Origin of the sequence: Daejeonella sp., assembly GCF_030684675.1 — a bacterium.
In the GTDB taxonomy this organism is placed as follows: domain Bacteria; phylum Bacteroidota; class Bacteroidia; order Sphingobacteriales; family Sphingobacteriaceae; genus Daejeonella.
Map to the genome: position 1 here is coordinate 1 of NZ_JAUXXZ010000011.1, position 17133 is coordinate 17133.

Genomic DNA, 17133 nt, shown 5'->3' on the forward strand with positions numbered 1-17133 from the left:
GATTTCTTGCCGGAAATACTCCGGAGGAAAGGGCTGAACTACCCTATAACACACAGGTATTGGTTTCCAAAATCATATTATTGTGGTTCCAGAGCTTTTATCTGGATAATTACAGGCCTATCTTTTAACCTTCTTTATATCAAACTCAGTTAATTAGGTTTTTAATTTCATATTATTTTATCTACTTTAATTTAATGTTTTGAAATCAACCTAAATATTAAACCTTTAAAAATTAAAACTGCTATGAGTCAAACTATTAATGCAAACCGCCTTTTTCTGGCGAGTTGTTTTGCACTGATTACTACGGCCTTTTCGTTTAGTATTCGGGCGGGAATCTTAAACCAGCTGGGTACTGAATTGAATCTGGACCCGGTTCAGTTAGGTCACATTAATCAAATGTGGTTTTTGGGTTTCCCGATTTCCATGATTCTGGGAGGTATTTTTTACTCCAGCATTGGCCCAAAATTGATTATGCAAATTGCATTGTTAGCCCATGCAATTGGTATAATATTAACAATTTATGCTACCGGATATGACACACTATTGATTTCTACGCTTTTAATTGGTTTAGGTAATGGCTGTACCGAAGCAGCTTGTAATCCAATGATTGCTGATTCTTATTCCGGCTTAAATTTTAGCCGTAAAATGAATCGTTTTCATATGTGGTTCCCCGGAGGAATAGTTTTAGGAGCCTTGATTTCTAAATTCATGACCGATGCTAACATGAGCTGGCAGTCTCAAATTTGGATAATTCTGATTCCAACCATTATTTATGCTGTTTTATTCTTTGGTCAAAATTTCCCAAAACCCAGAATCGTCGAAAATTCAACTTTGGATAACTTTAAAGCGATGTTAAACCCATTGTACCTCTTCATGGCTGCTTGTATGGCATTAACCGCAATATCTGAGTTTGGTCCACAGCAATGGGTTGGCCCTATTCTGGCAAAGGCAGGTGCAAGTCCAATGCTTATTTTAGCACTGGTAACTGGTTTAATGGCTGTTGGCAGGTATTTTGCAGGCTCGCTGATCAAGCAATTAAACACGGTAGGAGTTCTTTTGGGTTCTGCCGTTTTTGGTGTACTTGGTATTTACATGATGAGTACAATGGATGGTACTATGCTGTACGTAGCCGCTGTTTTTTACGCTCTTGGAATTTGTTATTTCTGGCCAAACATGATTGGCTTTATTGCAGAAAATATGCCTCAAACCGGAGCACTTGGACTTTCAATCATGGGTGGTATTGGAATGTTTTCTTCATCAATGTTTCAACCAATCATTGGAGGATGGATTCAGGACAATAAAATCGTTGCAGTATCTCAAGGCCTGGCCGGAGATGCAGCAGATTTAGCCGCTGGTCAGGCTACATTATCAAACATGCTGATTTTCCCTGCTATACTAATTGTCGCATTTCTTGGTCTTTATTTCTATATGAAAAAGCAAAAAGACCTGAATCCGGCGGTCTGATATAATTGAAGAGGGGGCTTTTGCCCCTTCTTCAATTATATTAATGCTCTTTTGAAAATATATCCTGAAGTCAGACCCGATAGCTTGATTTCCTTAGAATTTATACCATTTCTGCATCATAAATAACAACCTTATTCCATAAATTACTATAGTTTTTTACAAAATCCAGGTGTATTGGATCTGTTTGATAGCTTGCCTCCCCTGCAATATCATCAAAGAATAATAGCAATGATACTCCCCAAGTGGTATCTATTACCTCTCTTTTTTCTGTTCCGGCTACTATACCTATGTGTATTTGGCGGACCGTCTTAATTTTTTTAAGCGTATTTACTCCGTCAATTAGTTTTTGGCGGTCTTCCGGATTTTTTAGCCAGAAATATACCTGATGTGCAATTTGATTGTTCTTAGTTTTCATAGATAAAGTTTCGGCCGTTGTTGCACTGCCCGCGGTAAGAATTACCGCCGTGCTGATGAATTTTCTTCTGCTGGATTTGTTGTTCATAATGGGAGTTTAGAAATTTTTCTAAAGTGTTAATATTTTTTCTCTGAAATTAATTTATTTTTTAACAGCGCTAGTATCCATTTCCCAATTATCTGTTCTGAATAAATTGACAGGTAATCCTTCTTTATTAAACAAATTGGGAATGGCTGTATTATTAAAGGCAAATCGAACTGCTACCGGGTTTTTTATTTTTTTATTATAAACTACTATGGTATTTCCGTCAATTTTTGCCTGCGCAGGTAAAAAATTTTTATCATCTCCAGCAATTTCAAAATTTGTAATCTGTTCTCCTGTAGCAATCAAACCGTTTGATACATTTGTGAATTGAACTTTAATTTTATCCTTTTCAACAATATGACTAAGATAAACAGGGCTTTCAAAGCTAATTTCCCTGTAACCATAAGTTTTGTTCAGAGCCATATCAGATAAGCGTTTAGCAACCTCCTTTTTCGGTGTAGGATGTATGTTGCTTGTATCGGGAATTAGGTCAGTTATGACCACCATTCCTGTATTGGGATGACTTGCAGCTCTGGTTTGCGTTTCCCGGAGTAAAGCACCAACATTATGGAATCCGTAGGTGAATGGGGCTATTTGTACAAAATAGAAGGGAAAATTTTTATTCCATTGCTGACGCCATGAATCAATCATACCTGTGAATAATTTCTCATAGGCATAATATGTTCTGACATTGCTTTCGCCCTGATACCAGATTGCACCCGCAATGGTGTAATTTGTTAAGGGAAAGATCATCGCATTATAAGCCAATGCAGTTTGATGGGGCCAACCGGGTTGGGATTTTAGTTCAGCGGCACCCTTTTTAATGATGCTGTTATTATTGACCACATATTCCGGAGTCCAGGTTTCTGCGGGAGTTCCTCCCCAATTTGAATTGATTAATCCGATCGGGGTATTCATTTTTTCATTCAGGTTTTTACCGAAAAAATAACCAATTGCACTGAATTTAATCATTTCTTCAGGTGAACAAACCACCCATTTCCCGTCCATATTATCCTGTGGGAATGCTGAAGTCGATTTACTTACGTAAAATAGTCTGATTTTATTATTTCGGGCATTTGGGGCTTCTTCCAGGCTTTGTGGTAATTTTTGAGTGCCCGACCATTCCATATTGCTTTGGCCGCCACAGACCCATACTTCTCCAATTAAGACATCCTCAAGTTCAATGGTATTATTTCCCTGAAGTGTAATCGAATAAGAACCACCAGCTTCAGGTGTTTTAATTTCTGTCATCCATTTTGCATCATTGGTGGCCTGAGTTTGGTAGCTAGCATTATCCCAGCCTGTCTTAATAACTATTTTCTCACCAGGTGCAGCCCAGCCCCAAAGCTTAACAGTCGATTTTTGCTGCAAAACCATATGTGATCCGATAATATTTGGTAATCGGATATTCGCCACGACTGATATCGAAGTAAAACATATCAGCAGCAGGAGCTGAATTCGTTTTGTCATAAATGAAGTATGAATCATAAGGGTTGATTTTCCTGAAAGCCTGTTTTTTAATTTAAATATAATTGTTTTCGCCGATTGTAAAATTAGATTTTGTTCTTTAAGACTAATTTGTGATTTTGTTATTCAAAATATAGAAAAAATGAAGAATGAATTAGGGAAGCTAATATTATTATTGTTTCTTTTTGCTCTGACTCCAGCAGTGGTTTTTTCGCAGAAAATAAAGCATGTCATATTAATTGGCTCTGATGGATTTGGTGCCTATGCCTTTGAAAATGCAAAGGTGCCTTATCTCAGAACTATGATGAAAGAAGGTTCCTGGAGCTTACAGGCGAGGACTGTCCTGCCTTCTTCAAGTGCATCAAAATATATCATAGAAAAGAAGCCCAATTTTTTGTTTGTTCATCTCCATGATGTAGATAGTGTTGGTCATAATGTCGGACATGGGACACCTGAATATTATGCAGCCGTTGAGCGTACCGATACCCATATTGGAACTATTTTGAAAAGTATAAAAGAAGCGGGAATAGAGAAGAATACTGTCGTATTATTTACGGCTGATCATGGCGGTGTGAACAAGGGTCATGGCCTGATCTCAATGAATGAAATGCAAATCCCCTGGATCATGAGAGGTCCGGGGATTCAGAGAAATAGGGAATTAACAGAAAGCATCATGACATTCGATACAGCGGCAACTATTGCTAAACTGTTAAAGTTGAAAGTACCACAAGCTTGGATTGGAAGGCCGGTTAAAGGGGCTTTCAATAAATAGTAAGGTATTTAATTTTATTCCACAAATTGAAATAATGTGGACAATGACCCTTTAAAAAAATAGTTTATTCGAATTTGATTAATTGAAATATTCATATATTAGGTTTACTAATGTTAGATAGAATTGAATTATCACACTAAATCGGATAGTGAATTACTTGCTTTACTGAGGTTTGGCAATGAGGAGGCTTTTTCAGAGATCTATAACAGATACTGGAAGAGGTTACTTTCAATTGCATACAATATAAGCAAGGATAAATCTGTTTCTCAGGAGATCGTTCAGGATATTTTCATCGGGATATGGTCCAGAAGATTAGATCTCGATATTTCCTGTTTAAATAGTTATCTCGCTACTTCCGTTAGATTGTCAATGTTCAAGTTTATTTACAGGCAAAAAAGAAGGCTGGAAATTGAATCTTCAAATTGTTTGGATGAATCCTCTACGCTGAGTGAAGAACTGATTGATGCCAGATTTACACAGGATTACATTAATAAGCTGATTGAAAAGCTTCCTGAAAAGTGCAAACTGGTTTTTAGATTCAGTAGAAATGCCGGCCTCAGCATTTCCGAGATCTCAATGGAATTAGGAATTTCAGAAAAAACAGTTGAAGGCCATTTAACCAAAGGACTAAAGGCTCTCCGCCTTAGCCTGAAGAATTCACTAAACCTTTTCTAGGTCAATCACTAAATTTTCTCAAATTATTTATAGCAGGAGCAAGGGTACAGAGGTACGTTGTGGTACTTTGTAATTAATATGCCCAAATTTTAAGCTATGCAAAAGGAGGAAGTCCGGGAACTAGTCGAAAAATACCTGAATGACACGGCCTCTAAGGAGGAAGAGGAAAGATTGCTTCAATGGTATTGGAGAGAGAGTAGTCTTGAATCTGAATGGGAATTAAATAGTTCGCAATCAGAAAATGAACTGAAGTCGATGATCTATGCCAAAATAATTGAGCATGATGAAATTGATACCAATCCACGCTTTAATTTTAAAAGCAAGCTTAGCAGATTAGGTGTACCTCTATTGTTTGTGGCAATCGTCATACTTAGTGCTTATTTTTATACAGACAGGGTTCAAAAAGAAAGTACAGATAAAATCATTGCAAACGTAAAGTCGAATGATATTCTGCCGGGTGGAAGCAGGGCAATACTCACATTGGCTGATGGACGGAAGATTGAACTGGATGAGTCCGAGAATGGAATATTGGTTAATCAGGGGGGTATAAAAGTTCATAAGAATTCAGATGGTATTATCGAGTATACATTTTCAAAACAAGAAAGTAATACCATAGCTGCTACAGATAAAGCGGAACCTGTTTACAATACGATTGAGACCCCTGTTGGTGGTAAATATCAATTGAATCTTGCCGATGGAACTAAAGTTTGGTTGAATTCTTCTTCTTCTTTACGTTTCCCAATCTTTTTTTCGGAGGATAATCGCGAAGTTGAATTAAAAGGAGAAGCTTATTTTGAAGTATCAAAAGATTTTAAAAGGAAGTTTTCAGTCCGTTCCGGGATTCAAACCGTGGAGGTCCTGGGCACCCAATTTAACATCAATGCTTACTCCGATGAGAAGTCGATCAAAACAACCTTATTTGAGGGTGAGATCCGGGTAATTGATTTAAAAACAAATGATTCCAAACTTCTAAAGCCTGGTGAACAATCGAATGTGGATCAAAGTATTCAGATCAAGCGAATTGATACCCAGGCTGAAATAGCATGGAAGGAAGGGTATTTTTATTTCAAAAGGGCAGATATAGAAACGGTTATGCGACAACTTGGAAGATGGTATGGTGTAACAGCCAGGTATGAAGCTAATTTACCGGAACAACATTTTTCAGGTGCGATTTCGAACAGTTTGACTCTCTTAGAAGTTTTAGAGATTCTTGAAAAAAGTAATATCCATTTTAGTTTAGATGGAAAGGAGGTTATTGTTATGCCTTAATATCTTACATATATGAGGCTAAACAAAAAACCAGAAGCGTTGGCCCGCTCCTGGTAAGAGTTTGGGCTTCAAATAATTTTATTGCTTCAATTTCTGATCACCAAACCAATCAAATTTATGAATTTATTTTCTAAAAGTGAAGGCTATGCGGGTTATAACTCAAGTTTAGACTCAAAGCCAGAGATAAAAAGTGGAATTCAATTCTTAACATATGCTAATTCACAATGGGTTATTTTCAATAAAATACTCCGTGTTATGAAGCTGACATTCATACTCCTTGTTGTTTTAATATTAAACGCAAGTGCTGAAGGATTTTCACAGAAGGTTACCTATAGCGGTGAAAATGTCTCCCTTGAAACTATATTTACGGTAATAAAAAAGCAAACCGGTTATGGCTTCTTTTTTCAGGAGGAGTTATTTGCTTTAGCAAAGCCTGTTACAATTAATGCATCAAATGAAGACCTTTCCAAGGTTTTGATTAATGTTTTTAAAGATCAGCCTCTTGATTTCAGTATTAAGAATAAAACAATACTCGTTTCTAAAAAGACTTTTCCCCCAATTGAATTGAAACAAAATCAGAACTTATTTGCTGTTTCCGAAGAAGTTAACTTACAGAAGGATATAGTTGTTAAGGGTACTGTTACTGATTCAAAGGGTGAAACCCTTCCTGGTGTAAGCATTAAGCTAAAGGGCACTGCCATAGGTGCAAGTACAGATCTGGAGGGTAAATTTTCAATCACTATTCCTGATGGTACCGGCATTCTCGTGTTTTCTTTTATAGGCTTTACAAGCCAGGAAGTTGCTGTGAATCAGCGTACTTCCATAAATGTAAAACTGGAAACAGCTAATACTGCTCTGAATGAGGTTGTTGTTACAGCCTTAGGTATCAAAAGACAATCGAAAAGTTTAGGTTATGCAACTACAAATGTTTCGGCAGAAGAGCTGACCGTTAACAGAACCACCAATTTCATGAATGCGCTACAGGGGAAAGTTGCCGGTGTGAATATCACGCCAATGGGAACAGGCCCTGCAGGAACAAGTAAGATTAGGATCAGGGGGCAATCTTCATTCGGTGGAAACAATTCACCATTGATTGTAGTGAATGGTGTTCCGATAGATAATACCAATTATGCTGCAAGAGGGGATGTATCCCAAAGAGGCAGTAATCGTACTTCAGATGGTGGAGATGGCTTGGGCAGTATCAATCCGGACGATATCGAAAGTATGACGGTATTGAAAGGTGCTGCGGCTTCAGCTCTTTATGGTTCAAGAGCCAAGGATGGAGTAATTATGATTACTACAAAAAATAAAGGTGCCGATGGTGTAACCCTGTCATATAATTCGAATTATACAACAGATCAGCCTTTGGATTATACCGACTATCAGAGCGAATATGGTCAGGGAGAGAATGGAGTCAGACCAACAACTGCTTTTCCTACTTCGGGTGTGTGGAGCTTTGGAGAGAAGTTTCAACCAGGCATGACCCATACCCTGTTTAATAATATAACAGTGCCTTATGAGTACCAGGGCAGTGTTATCGATAAATATTACAGAACCGGAAGTAATCTGTCTAATACAATCAGCTTAGCCTCAGGTGGTGCAAATGGCGGATTAAATATTTCGGTTTCAAATATGAAAAGCAATACCATCCTGCCAAATTCAGGTTATGATCGAAATACAATAAACTTAGGTTTTACCCAGAATCTGGCAAAGAAATTAACGGTTTCGGGAAATATAAACTACTCTAAGGAGTATCGTAAGAATCCGCCTAACATTGCCGAACAGGATTTTAGTCCGGTAACAATTTTTACTCTGGCAACCTCAATGCCTCTTTCCATATTAGAACAATATGCTGAAGATGCGAACGGAAATGAGAATGTATGGTCAAGATTTACGAACAGGACGAATCCATATTTTGCTCTGAAGCGTTTTGATAACATCAATAACGACCGTGTTTTCGGTAATATTACTGCAAAATACAATATCAATGACTGGTTATTCGTACAAGGTAGAATTGGTCAGGATTTTTATTCCAGGGAACAGGATTACAATCTGCCAACAGGTACCCAAAGACAGCCAGCAGCTCCGGCAGGTTTTGTGAATGGGCAATTTGTTCAGGATGCCCGTTCAGTCAGAGAATTGAACGCTGATTTCTTAGTAGGTGCAAATAAAACCTTCGGCGATTTTGGTGCAAGCCTGAATGTCGGTGGAAATCAAATGAATCGCAAGATCAGTCGTCATAATGTTTTTGTTCAGGACTTTTATACAAGAGGTCTGTACACAATCGGAAATAGTCGCCAGAGAGATGCAATTTATGATTATTCAGAGCGAGAGGTAAATTCATTTTATGGTTCGGCTGAGCTTTCATACAAGGACTTCTTGTTCTTAAATGGTACGGTTCGCAACGACTGGTTCTCAACCTTATCACCGGCTAACAGGAGTATCTTATACCCTTCAGTAACAGGTAGTTTTGTGTTCTCTCAGGCATTTGCTTCGGCTTTGCCTAAATGGCTGAACTTTGGTAAAATCAGGGCAGCTTACGCAGAAGTTGGTAGTGATACAGATATTAGCCCTTATGCTAATAATTTATTTTATGGAATAGGCGCACAGCAATTTCCTTCTCCAAGTGGTGCAGCTCAACCCTTAGGAAGTATTAGTGGTTCAACTGTTCCAAATGCAGATCTGCGCCCTATGAGGGTATCCGAAAAGGAATTTGGTTTAGAATTGAAAGTACTGGATAATCTGATTGGTTTAGATTTCACCTATTACAATAAGCTATCATCAGATCAGATTTTAAGAGCACAAACTTCTAATGCAGGTGGTTATTTAAACCAATTGATTAATGTTGGACAAAGTAGGAATCAGGGGGTTGAAATGTTGCTTACTTTAAATCCAATCAGGACTCAAAGTGTTTACTGGAATCTTGCTTTCAATACATCATACAACAAAACAGAAGTATTGAATCTGGGAAGTGGTGTTAGCGATAATATGATCACAGTTGGTACTGCTGACTTTACCGGAGAACTTCGTCAGGTTGTTGGTCAGGCGATGGGTCAATTGTATGGGTTTGGGTATTTAAGAGATGCACAGGGCAGACAAGTATTTGATGCTGGAAATGGTCGCCCGCTTCGTACCCCAACACAAATTGCCTTTGGATCCGCCATTCCTGTTTGGGTTGGTGGTATTTCAAATAGTATTTCTGTAAAAGGTGTTGAAATGTCTTTCCTTGTCGATTTCAAGTTGGGTCATAAATTGATTTCCGGAACTAACCATAATGCATGGCGTCATGGTTTACACAAAGCAACCTTAGTTGGGCGTGCAGAGAATTTAGTTCTTGGTAATGGTGTTAATCAAAATGGCCAGGTCAATGCGACTAAATCAGGCCTGCAGGCATATTATGAAACTGTTCGTTCGCAAAATATTGCAGAACAGTTTGTTTATAATGCCGGGCTATGGCAATTACGTCAAATTACACTTGGCTATGATTTTACCAAATTTATACCTGCCAGACTTTCATTTATCAAAGGATTGCGTTTGAATGGAGTTGCGAACAATGTATGGGCAATAAAAAAATGGGTTGATAATATCCACCCTGAACAATCCGGTTTGCCATCCGATAATTTGGTTGGATTGGAAGCAACCGGACTGCCTATTACTAGAAGCATAGGATTCAACCTTAACGTTAAGTTTTAAGGAATCCAAACATTCTACACGAGATTATTTTAGATAAATTGAATACTAAAAAACATTAAGATGAAAAATAAACTAAGAATTTCAGCTATGTTTCTGGTTCTTTTCGGACTGATAAGCTGTGATAAAGGTTTTGATGAAATGAACGTTAACCCCATTGCTTTAACATCAGTGGAGCCTTCTTATCAATTAAATTCCGCCATTATTAATACTGCTCCAGGATATGGAAATTTAAGTTATGAAACTACAATTGTAAAGCAAATGATCACACCATTCAGTGGTCAGGGTTCTGCAGCAAATTTCAATCAGGATAACCGCGGCGTTGCAGCAGGAAATTGGAATACTCTTTATCAAACAAATGTTAAAGAATTAACCGATGTAATTGTAAAAACCAAGGATCTTCCCGCCCGTTCTAACCTGTATAATATGGCCAGAATCTGGAAGGCATATACTTTTATGCTTTTGACCGATACCTATGGAGATGTTCCTTACAATCAGGCTGGTAAAAATTACCTGGAGGGCATATCAACACCTGCTTACGATTCTCAGGAATCAATCTATACCTCTATTTTAACAGAATTGGAAACTGCTTCTGCAGGTTTGGATGCTGCGAAAGCAAGGGTTACTACAGATGTGTTGTATGATGGAGACATAGTCAAATGGAAAAGATTTGGCTATTCTTTACTTTTACGTGCCGGGATGCGATTATCAAAAATAAACCCCGCCAAAGCTGCGGAAGCTGTTGGTAAAGCAGTTACCGGTGGACTAATGCAATCTAATGCAGATAATGCAATTATCAGACATAATGCATCCTTTGCAAACCCTGTTGGGTCACAATTGAATGGGGGTCAGTCTGCATTCTTTTACCTTGCTGCAGATTTTGTAACTCATCTAAAAAATGCGAATGATCCGCGTTTACCAGCTATTGCGGTGCGTTATGTCGGTGCTTCCAGCGGTGCCCAGCAGGTTGAAACAAGGGCTAACCGTACCGCGGCTGTTCAGGTTGGGGCACCATTGGGTTTTGATAATACAACCATTGGTCCGGCAGTTACGGCGAATGGATTAGCAAGTTTATGGGATTTCAGTCAGTTGGACCGTACTCGTGTAGCCGGCTTGAATGCACCCAGCTTCCTGGTTACTTATGCCCAAACCCAATTCCTGTTGGCAGAAGCCTCATTCAGGAATTGGACTACCGGAACTCCCAGCACGTTCTATTCCAATGGTATTCGGGCTCATATGCAGCAATTTGCCAGCTATGGAACTAGTTCAGCAATTGCAGATGCATCGATTAATACATTCGTATCTGCTAATCCATTAACAGCCGGAAAAGAACTGGAGGAAATTAACACGCAATATTGGGTGGCAAATTTCCTGATTGGACCAGAAGCCTGGGCTAATTTCAGAAGAAGTGGTTTTCCAAATCTGACACCAAATCCTTATCCTGGTAAAGATCTTAAGACAGAACCATTTATCCGTAGACTAACCTATACTGACGCTGAACTGAATGTGAATAAAACGAACGTTCAGGCAGCCATAGCAAGACAAGGTGCTGATATTATGGATACCCGTGTTTGGTGGGATAAAAAATAATTATATTTCATGTACCAGATGGAAAGCAAATAAATGAATTTTAAATACAAACAGCACTGTCAGATTTAACATGAAGAATTTAAAACAGAGATTATTAAATGGGGAAACCCTGAATGGTTGTTGGTTAAATCTTGGCAGTGCTGTCACTGCTGAAATAGTCGGCCTTTCCGGTTTTGATTGGGTTTTGATTGATCTGGAGCATGGTGCAGGTTCAGAAAGCACTACTCTTTCACAGATACAAGCCTTGGAACATACCTCAGCTGGAGTTATAGTACGTGCCGAAAGTACAGAACCCCAACGAATTCACCGGGTTCTGGATATGGGTGCAGAAGGCGTGATGTGTCCGAAAGTTCGCAATGCTGAAGAGGCTTTGAAGGTCGTAAAGGGTCTGCATTATCCCCCTTTTGGAAACAGAGGGGTCGCAAAAATGGTTCGGGCGACTCAATTTGCCCAAAATTTCAACGACTATTATCAAAAGTCAAGAGATCAGATATTGGGAGTAGTTCAAATTGAGACTATTGAGGTGTTGAGCCATCTTGATGAAGTAGCGGCTATCGAAGGTGTAGATGTTTTATTTATTGGCCCCGCCGATCTTTCTATGGAGTTAGGCATCTTCGGTCAGTTTGATCATCCTGTATTTGTTGAAGCACTTAATAAAATAGTTGCTGCGGCAAAAAAAGCCAATAAAGCAGTGGGCATTTTATTTTTTAATCCTGACGATTATCAACGCTATCATAATTTAGGAATTCGTTTCCTGGCATGTGGAGCCGATGCCACATTTGTTGCCGAAGGAGCCCGGACTATGGCTGGCAAAATGTCAAAATTTAGAAACCCGTAAATTAAAATTGAAATTATGGATCCTTTTGTTTTATTGTTAATTGGCGTTGTAATAGTCGTAGGCGGAATAATTGGTTTAAAGCTCCACCCCTTCCTGGCATTATTATTTGCTGCTTTCATTGTTGCTTTACTTACACCGGCTGATTTTATTCAAAATTTTGGACTTGAGAAGGGAATGTCAGCTGATGCTGCCCTGGCTCTTTCAAAGAAAAATGTTGGTGAACGGGTAGCTACTGAATTTGGGAATACAGCAACAAAGATTGGAATATTAATAGCTATGGCCGCTATAATAGGAAAATGTTTGTTGGAAAGTGGTGCAGCTGAACGGATTATAAGATCTATCCTATACTTAACTGGTATGGATAAGGCTCCGGTGGCATTTTTGGTTAGCAGCTTTTTTATTGGTATTCCTGTGTTTTTTGATACAGTCATTTTCTTAATGATTCCTTTGGTAAAAGCAATGGCCTTACGCATCGGTAAGAATTATTTATTATTGGTTATGTGCGTAATGGCAGGAGCCGCAATGGCGAATTCATTAGTTCCACCAGCACCGGGGCCATTATTTTTGATCGGTGAGATGAATATTCCAATTGGTTTGATGATGGTCGCGGGAACAATTGTTGGGCTCTTCACTATCACCTCAGGTTATTTTTTCTCAGTTTGGATAAATAAAAAACGACCTATTGAGTTAAGAGATACTTTGGATGCCAAGATCGAGGATATAAAGGCTTCTGCAATTCTTGATACCAAGCACCTTCCGGGCCTGGGTATTTCTTTGCTTCCAATACTTATTCCACTTATTTTAATCTGTATTGACACCGTTGTAAACGCCATGAAACCTGCTGATAGCAGTACCTTGTCACCATTGATTCAAAATCTTATTGGTATTTCTGCTTTTTTAGGAAATAAAAACACAGCAATAATATTAGGTGGTGTTGCGGCTATCCTGGTTCTTGCCAGTCGAAAGAAGCATTCTAAGGAAGGACTTTCATCCTTTGTAGGTACTGCCTTAACAAGTGGAGGTAGCATTATATTGATCACCTCCGCAGGTGGTGCATTTGGTGGCATGCTTCAGCAAACCGGTATCAGTTCTCAGATTGCTGTAATGACTCAGGATTACCAGATGGCCTTAATTCCTTTGGCCTTTCTAATCGCAGCAGTTGTTCGAACAGCCCAGGGATCAGCAACTGTTGCATTGATTACCGCATCAGGAATATTATCCGGAATGGCATTGAATGCCAACCTGGATTTCCATCCCGTTTATTTGGGTTTGGCCATCGGTTGTGGCTCTAAACTTGTACCATGGATGAATGATGCCGGATTCTGGATAATTTGTAAATTAAGTAACCTGACAGAAAAGGAAGCGCTTAAGACCATCTCACCTTTGTTAGTAGTTATGGGTTTTACAGGTCTTATCGTCATTATGATAGGGGCAAAATTATTTCCACTGGTTTAATAATTTTAAATTGTAATTAATAAATAATGGAAAAAATAGGATTTATCGGTTTGGGTATCATGGGAAAACCCATGGTATTAAATTTATTAAAAGCCGGTTTTGAGGTAAATGTTTTGAGTAAGAGCAGTTCATCAGGGGCTGTTCAGTTCGCCGGGGCAAAGCTTTTTGATAGTATTGCAGATCTTTCGGCAAATTCGGATATCATTATCACAATGTTACCTGATTCACCTGAAGTAAAACAGGTTGTTTCAGAAATTCTTCCCGGATTCAAAAAGGGCTCTCTTTTTATAGATATGTCTACCATTTCACCGCTTGTGACTATGGAAATTTTTAATAGTCTGAAGGAAAAAGGAGTTGCAGCGCTGGATGCCCCTGTTTCGGGTGGGCAGGTCGGTGCTGAAGCGGGTACTTTGTCAATCATGGCAGGAGGATCTGAGGAAGCCTTCAACAGGGCTTTACCGGTTTTCCAGGCTATGGGTAAAAATATCATCTTAATTGGAGATGCCGGTGCTGGTCAGGTTACTAAGGCCTGCAATCAAATGATTGTTGGTATTACAATACAGGCAGTGGCTGAGGCATTTTCAATGGCAAAGAAAGCTGGGGTTAATCTCGAAAAGATGAGAGAGGTGCTTTTGGGAGGATTTGCACAAAGCCGTATTTTAGACTTACATGGCAAACGCATGATAGACGGGAATTTTGTTCCCGGATTCAAAGTAAAATTACATAAGAAAGATATGGGAATAGCGCTTCAAACCGGAGCCAATCACCAGATTTCTTTAAAAGCAACAGAATTAGTAGCCGGATTAATGAATCAGCTGGTTAATGAGGGTCATGGAGAGCTGGATCACAGTTCTCTTTATCTGCTACAGGAAGAAAAATAAATCATTTTGTTTAACCGTACTTAATAAAATTAAAATTATGCAACGTAGAAATTTTGTTAAAACAATTGCTGCCGGATCCATAGGTGCATCCGTATTGTCTCCATTGGAATCAATGGCAGAAGTAAAACCAAAACCTAAAAAGGTATTAATGAAAGTTGGCTGCCAGTCGGGTGGAACAACAGAAGAGAATCTGCAATTGAAAGGACGCTGTGGAGTCTATAATATAGATGGAGGATCACCTAAATATATTCCCGGTGTAGGTTGGGATCTGGAGGATTCACTTAAAAAGCGCGAAGCCTGTGAAAAATATGGTATTAGTTTAGATGCATACCACTGGCCACTATCTTCAGCAGGTATTGATAAAGTACTCTTTCCCAATGTAATGCTTGGTAAAAGTCCGCAAAGAGACCGTGAAATCGACATGCTCAATCAAATGATCATGGTATCAGGAAAAACAGGTATCAAGGTATTAAATTATAATACTACGATCTTACCGGTACTTAGAACCGGAAAAACACTGGATCCGAAACGGGGTAATGCAGAGTACAGCACCTGGAATCTGGCTGAAGCATTGAAAAGGAATGATCCAAAAACAATCGCCGGGGATGTTAACATAGATGAGATGTTCGAACGGATCACCTATTTATTAGACAGAACTCTGCCTGTAGCAAAAGAATATAATGTAAAACTGGCTAACCATATTGCTGATCCTCCTACTCCTGTTGGCTACAGAGGAATCACTCGCTGGAACAGTCCGGATGTATTTGAGGGCATTAAGCGATTTGCACAACTTTATGACAGCAAGTACCATGGCTTTAACTTCTGTATAGGTTCAATTGCGGAAGGCTTAAAAGATCCAAAAAATGATATTATTCCGATCATCAGATGGGCCGGTGAACGGAATCAGATATTTAATATTCACCTGAGAAACATCAAGGGTGGTTGGGGTAATTTCCAGGAAGTTTATCCTGATAATGGAGATATGAATTTCCTTCAGGTTGTTCGCGAATTACGTGAAGTAGGTTTTGATGGGATGGTTATGCCTGACCACGTACCTTACCACAAAGATCCTGTAGCCAGCTGGCAGTCATTTGCATTTTGCTATGGATATATTAAGGGATTAATCCAGGCTGTAACTGAAGAGGCAGAAACTGCAAGCTAATTTAATATAACATAACAATATGCTCAAACAAAGGGGGCCCAGAATAAAGGATATCCTTATTACACCGATTGCAATTGTTGACCCGCCATTACTAAATGCGGCAGGTCTGCATGCCCCCTATGCCCTTAGAATTATATTGGAAATTATAACGGATGATCAGATTTCAGGTATTAGCGAAATACCGGGAACCAGTGATATCGAGCAGGCACTTTATGAAGCAAAGGAGCTGCTGATCGGGCAGGATGTATTCCAGCTGAATCAAATCAGGACGGTATTATCAGAACGGTTTGGTTCCGAATCTCCTTTAGCAAGAGGAGAAACTCCATGGGATCAGCGAAAACTGGTACATATTTTCAGTTCAGTTGAAGTTGCCTGCATGGACATCATGGGCAAAGTGCTGGGCCGGCCTATTGTAGATTTACTTGGAGGTAAAATGCGGGAAAGTGTACCCTTTTCAGCATACCTCTTTTACAAATACGAAGGTGCCGGAGGGGAGTTTGGTTTTAACCTAAACCCAAATGCCAAAGGATGGGAAGCAGCGAAACAAAAACAGGCTATAAATCCTGAAGAAATAGTACTGCAGGCCATAGAAATGTGCAAAGAGTTTGGTTTCAAATCTATCAAACTAAAAGGAGGTGTATTTGAACCCAGAATAGAAGTGGATACAATCCTGGCACTTTATAAAGAGTTTGGTCCGGGTGTTCCATTACGTTTTGATCCTAATGCCGTTTGGGCACTGGATACGGCAATTCAATGCGGTAAAGAACTTGAAGGGGTATTGGAATACCTTGAGGACCCTGTCCGTGGTCAGTACAATATGGCCGCGGTAAGAAAGGTTTTAACAACCCCGCTTGCAACTAATATGTGTACAACCTCATTCGAGGAAATACCTGCCAGTATAAAAGTTGATTCAGAAGATATTATTTTGAGTGATCACCATTTTTGGGGCGGTTTAAAGGCATCCATGACGCTTTCGGGTATTTGTGAAACCTTTGGCAGGGATTTGTCCATGCATTCTAACAGCCATTTAGGAATTTCTCTTGCCGCAATGGTACATTTAGGTGCCGCACTTCCAAAAATGCCCTATGCCTTAGATACACACTATCCATGGCAATCGGATGAAGTTATACTTGGTGGTCGGATTAAATTTACAGATGGTTCAGTTGCTGTACCGGATGAGCCAGGTTTGGGGGTGGAACTGGATAAAGTAGCCTTAGCCAGGCTTCACCAAAATTATATTAATTGTGGTCTTAAAAAGCGGAATGATGAAATTGAAATGCAGAAGAAAGTCCCGGGCTGGAAATTTCAATCCACCAGATGGTGAATCTCTTAAACCAGCGTTAAATTAAATCCAGAATATTTTTTTCAAAT

13 protein-coding genes are annotated in these 17133 nt (G+C 39.2%); 11 read left to right on the plus strand and 2 right to left on the minus strand.

What is annotated here, in order from left to right; all coding sequences use genetic code 11:
- Positions 1 to 243: 243 nt before the first annotated feature.
- Entirely contained in the window at positions 244 to 1464 is a 1221-nt protein-coding gene (locus Q8M41_RS01870; protein WP_305363541.1) for a sugar MFS transporter, read from the plus strand.
- Between the two features lie 100 nt (positions 1465 to 1564).
- On the opposite strand, the gene Q8M41_RS01875 is transcribed toward Q8M41_RS01870, so the two are convergent.
- Positions 1565 to 1966: a Dabb family protein gene (locus tag Q8M41_RS01875; protein WP_305363542.1), complete on the minus strand. Its 402-nt coding sequence runs from the start codon at positions 1964 to 1966 to the stop codon at positions 1565 to 1567.
- Positions 1967 to 2020: 54 nt separating this feature from the next.
- On the minus strand, positions 2021 to 3451 hold the full coding sequence (locus Q8M41_RS01880) for a sialate O-acetylesterase (RefSeq protein ID WP_305363543.1): 1431 nt from the start codon (positions 3449 to 3451) through the stop codon (positions 2021 to 2023).
- Positions 3452 to 3572: 121 nt separating this feature from the next.
- Between Q8M41_RS01880 and Q8M41_RS01885 the strand changes: the two genes are divergently transcribed.
- From Q8M41_RS01885 to Q8M41_RS01930, 10 genes are all read left to right on the plus strand, one after another.
- The gene (locus Q8M41_RS01885; RefSeq protein ID WP_305363544.1) at positions 3573 to 4202 is read left to right on the plus strand and encodes an alkaline phosphatase; all 630 of its coding nucleotides are present in this window, start codon (positions 3573 to 3575) and stop codon (positions 4200 to 4202) included.
- Positions 4203 to 4325: 123 nt separating this feature from the next.
- On the plus strand, positions 4326 to 4877 hold the full coding sequence (locus Q8M41_RS01890) for an RNA polymerase sigma-70 factor (protein ID WP_305363545.1): 552 nt from the start codon (positions 4326 to 4328) through the stop codon (positions 4875 to 4877).
- Between the two features lie 96 nt (positions 4878 to 4973).
- The gene (locus Q8M41_RS01895; protein ID WP_305363546.1) at positions 4974 to 6146 is read left to right on the plus strand and encodes a FecR family protein; all 1173 of its coding nucleotides are present in this window, start codon (positions 4974 to 4976) and stop codon (positions 6144 to 6146) included.
- 117 nt (positions 6147 to 6263) lie between these two features.
- The gene (locus Q8M41_RS01900; RefSeq protein ID WP_305363547.1) at positions 6264 to 9839 is read left to right on the plus strand and encodes a SusC/RagA family TonB-linked outer membrane protein; all 3576 of its coding nucleotides are present in this window, start codon (positions 6264 to 6266) and stop codon (positions 9837 to 9839) included.
- Positions 9840 to 9899: 60 nt separating this feature from the next.
- On the plus strand, positions 9900 to 11426 hold the full coding sequence (locus Q8M41_RS01905; protein WP_305363548.1) for a SusD/RagB family nutrient-binding outer membrane lipoprotein: 1527 nt from the start codon (positions 9900 to 9902) through the stop codon (positions 11424 to 11426).
- Positions 11427 to 11496: 70 nt separating this feature from the next.
- Positions 11497 to 12264 carry an HpcH/HpaI aldolase/citrate lyase family protein gene (locus Q8M41_RS01910; protein ID WP_305363549.1) on the plus strand — a complete coding sequence of 256 codons (768 nt, stop codon included), beginning with the start codon at positions 11497 to 11499 and terminating at the stop codon, positions 12262 to 12264.
- A gap of 15 nt (positions 12265 to 12279) precedes the next feature.
- Positions 12280 to 13719, plus strand: coding sequence for a GntP family permease (locus Q8M41_RS01915; RefSeq protein WP_305363550.1), 1440 nt, complete (start codon positions 12280 to 12282; stop codon positions 13717 to 13719).
- Positions 13720 to 13745: 26 nt separating this feature from the next.
- The gene (locus Q8M41_RS01920; RefSeq protein ID WP_305363551.1) at positions 13746 to 14600 is read left to right on the plus strand and encodes an NAD(P)-dependent oxidoreductase; all 855 of its coding nucleotides are present in this window, start codon (positions 13746 to 13748) and stop codon (positions 14598 to 14600) included.
- 37 nt (positions 14601 to 14637) lie between these two features.
- Positions 14638 to 15762: a mannonate dehydratase gene (locus Q8M41_RS01925; RefSeq protein WP_305363552.1), complete on the plus strand. Its 1125-nt coding sequence runs from the start codon at positions 14638 to 14640 to the stop codon at positions 15760 to 15762.
- 19 nt (positions 15763 to 15781) lie between these two features.
- Entirely contained in the window at positions 15782 to 17086 is a 1305-nt protein-coding gene (locus tag Q8M41_RS01930; protein WP_305363553.1) for an enolase C-terminal domain-like protein, read from the plus strand.
- Positions 17087 to 17133 lie beyond the last annotated feature (47 nt).

Coding starts and splice junctions, on each gene's coding strand:
- Q8M41_RS01905 (WP_305363548.1), top strand. CDS start 9,900: ATGAAAAATAAACTAAGAATTTCAGCTATGTTTCTGGTTCTTTTCGGA.
- Q8M41_RS01870 (WP_305363541.1), top strand. CDS start 244: ATGAGTCAAACTATTAATGCAAACCGCCTTTTTCTGGCGAGTTGTTTT.
- Q8M41_RS01925 (WP_305363552.1), top strand. CDS start 14,638: ATGCAACGTAGAAATTTTGTTAAAACAATTGCTGCCGGATCCATAGGT.
- Q8M41_RS01895 (WP_305363546.1), top strand. CDS start 4,974: ATGCAAAAGGAGGAAGTCCGGGAACTAGTCGAAAAATACCTGAATGAC.
- Q8M41_RS01885 (WP_305363544.1), top strand. CDS start 3,573: ATGAAGAATGAATTAGGGAAGCTAATATTATTATTGTTTCTTTTTGCT.
- Q8M41_RS01875 (WP_305363542.1), bottom strand. CDS start 1,966: ATGAACAACAAATCCAGCAGAAGAAAATTCATCAGCACGGCGGTAATT.
- Q8M41_RS01920 (WP_305363551.1), top strand. CDS start 13,746: ATGGAAAAAATAGGATTTATCGGTTTGGGTATCATGGGAAAACCCATG.
- Q8M41_RS01880 (WP_305363543.1), bottom strand. CDS start 3,451: ATGATTCATACTTCATTTATGACAAAACGAATTCAGCTCCTGCTGCTG.
- Q8M41_RS01930 (WP_305363553.1), top strand. CDS start 15,782: ATGCTCAAACAAAGGGGGCCCAGAATAAAGGATATCCTTATTACACCG.
- Q8M41_RS01900 (WP_305363547.1), top strand. CDS start 6,264: ATGAATTTATTTTCTAAAAGTGAAGGCTATGCGGGTTATAACTCAAGT.
- Q8M41_RS01910 (WP_305363549.1), top strand. CDS start 11,497: ATGAAGAATTTAAAACAGAGATTATTAAATGGGGAAACCCTGAATGGT.
- Q8M41_RS01915 (WP_305363550.1), top strand. CDS start 12,280: ATGGATCCTTTTGTTTTATTGTTAATTGGCGTTGTAATAGTCGTAGGC.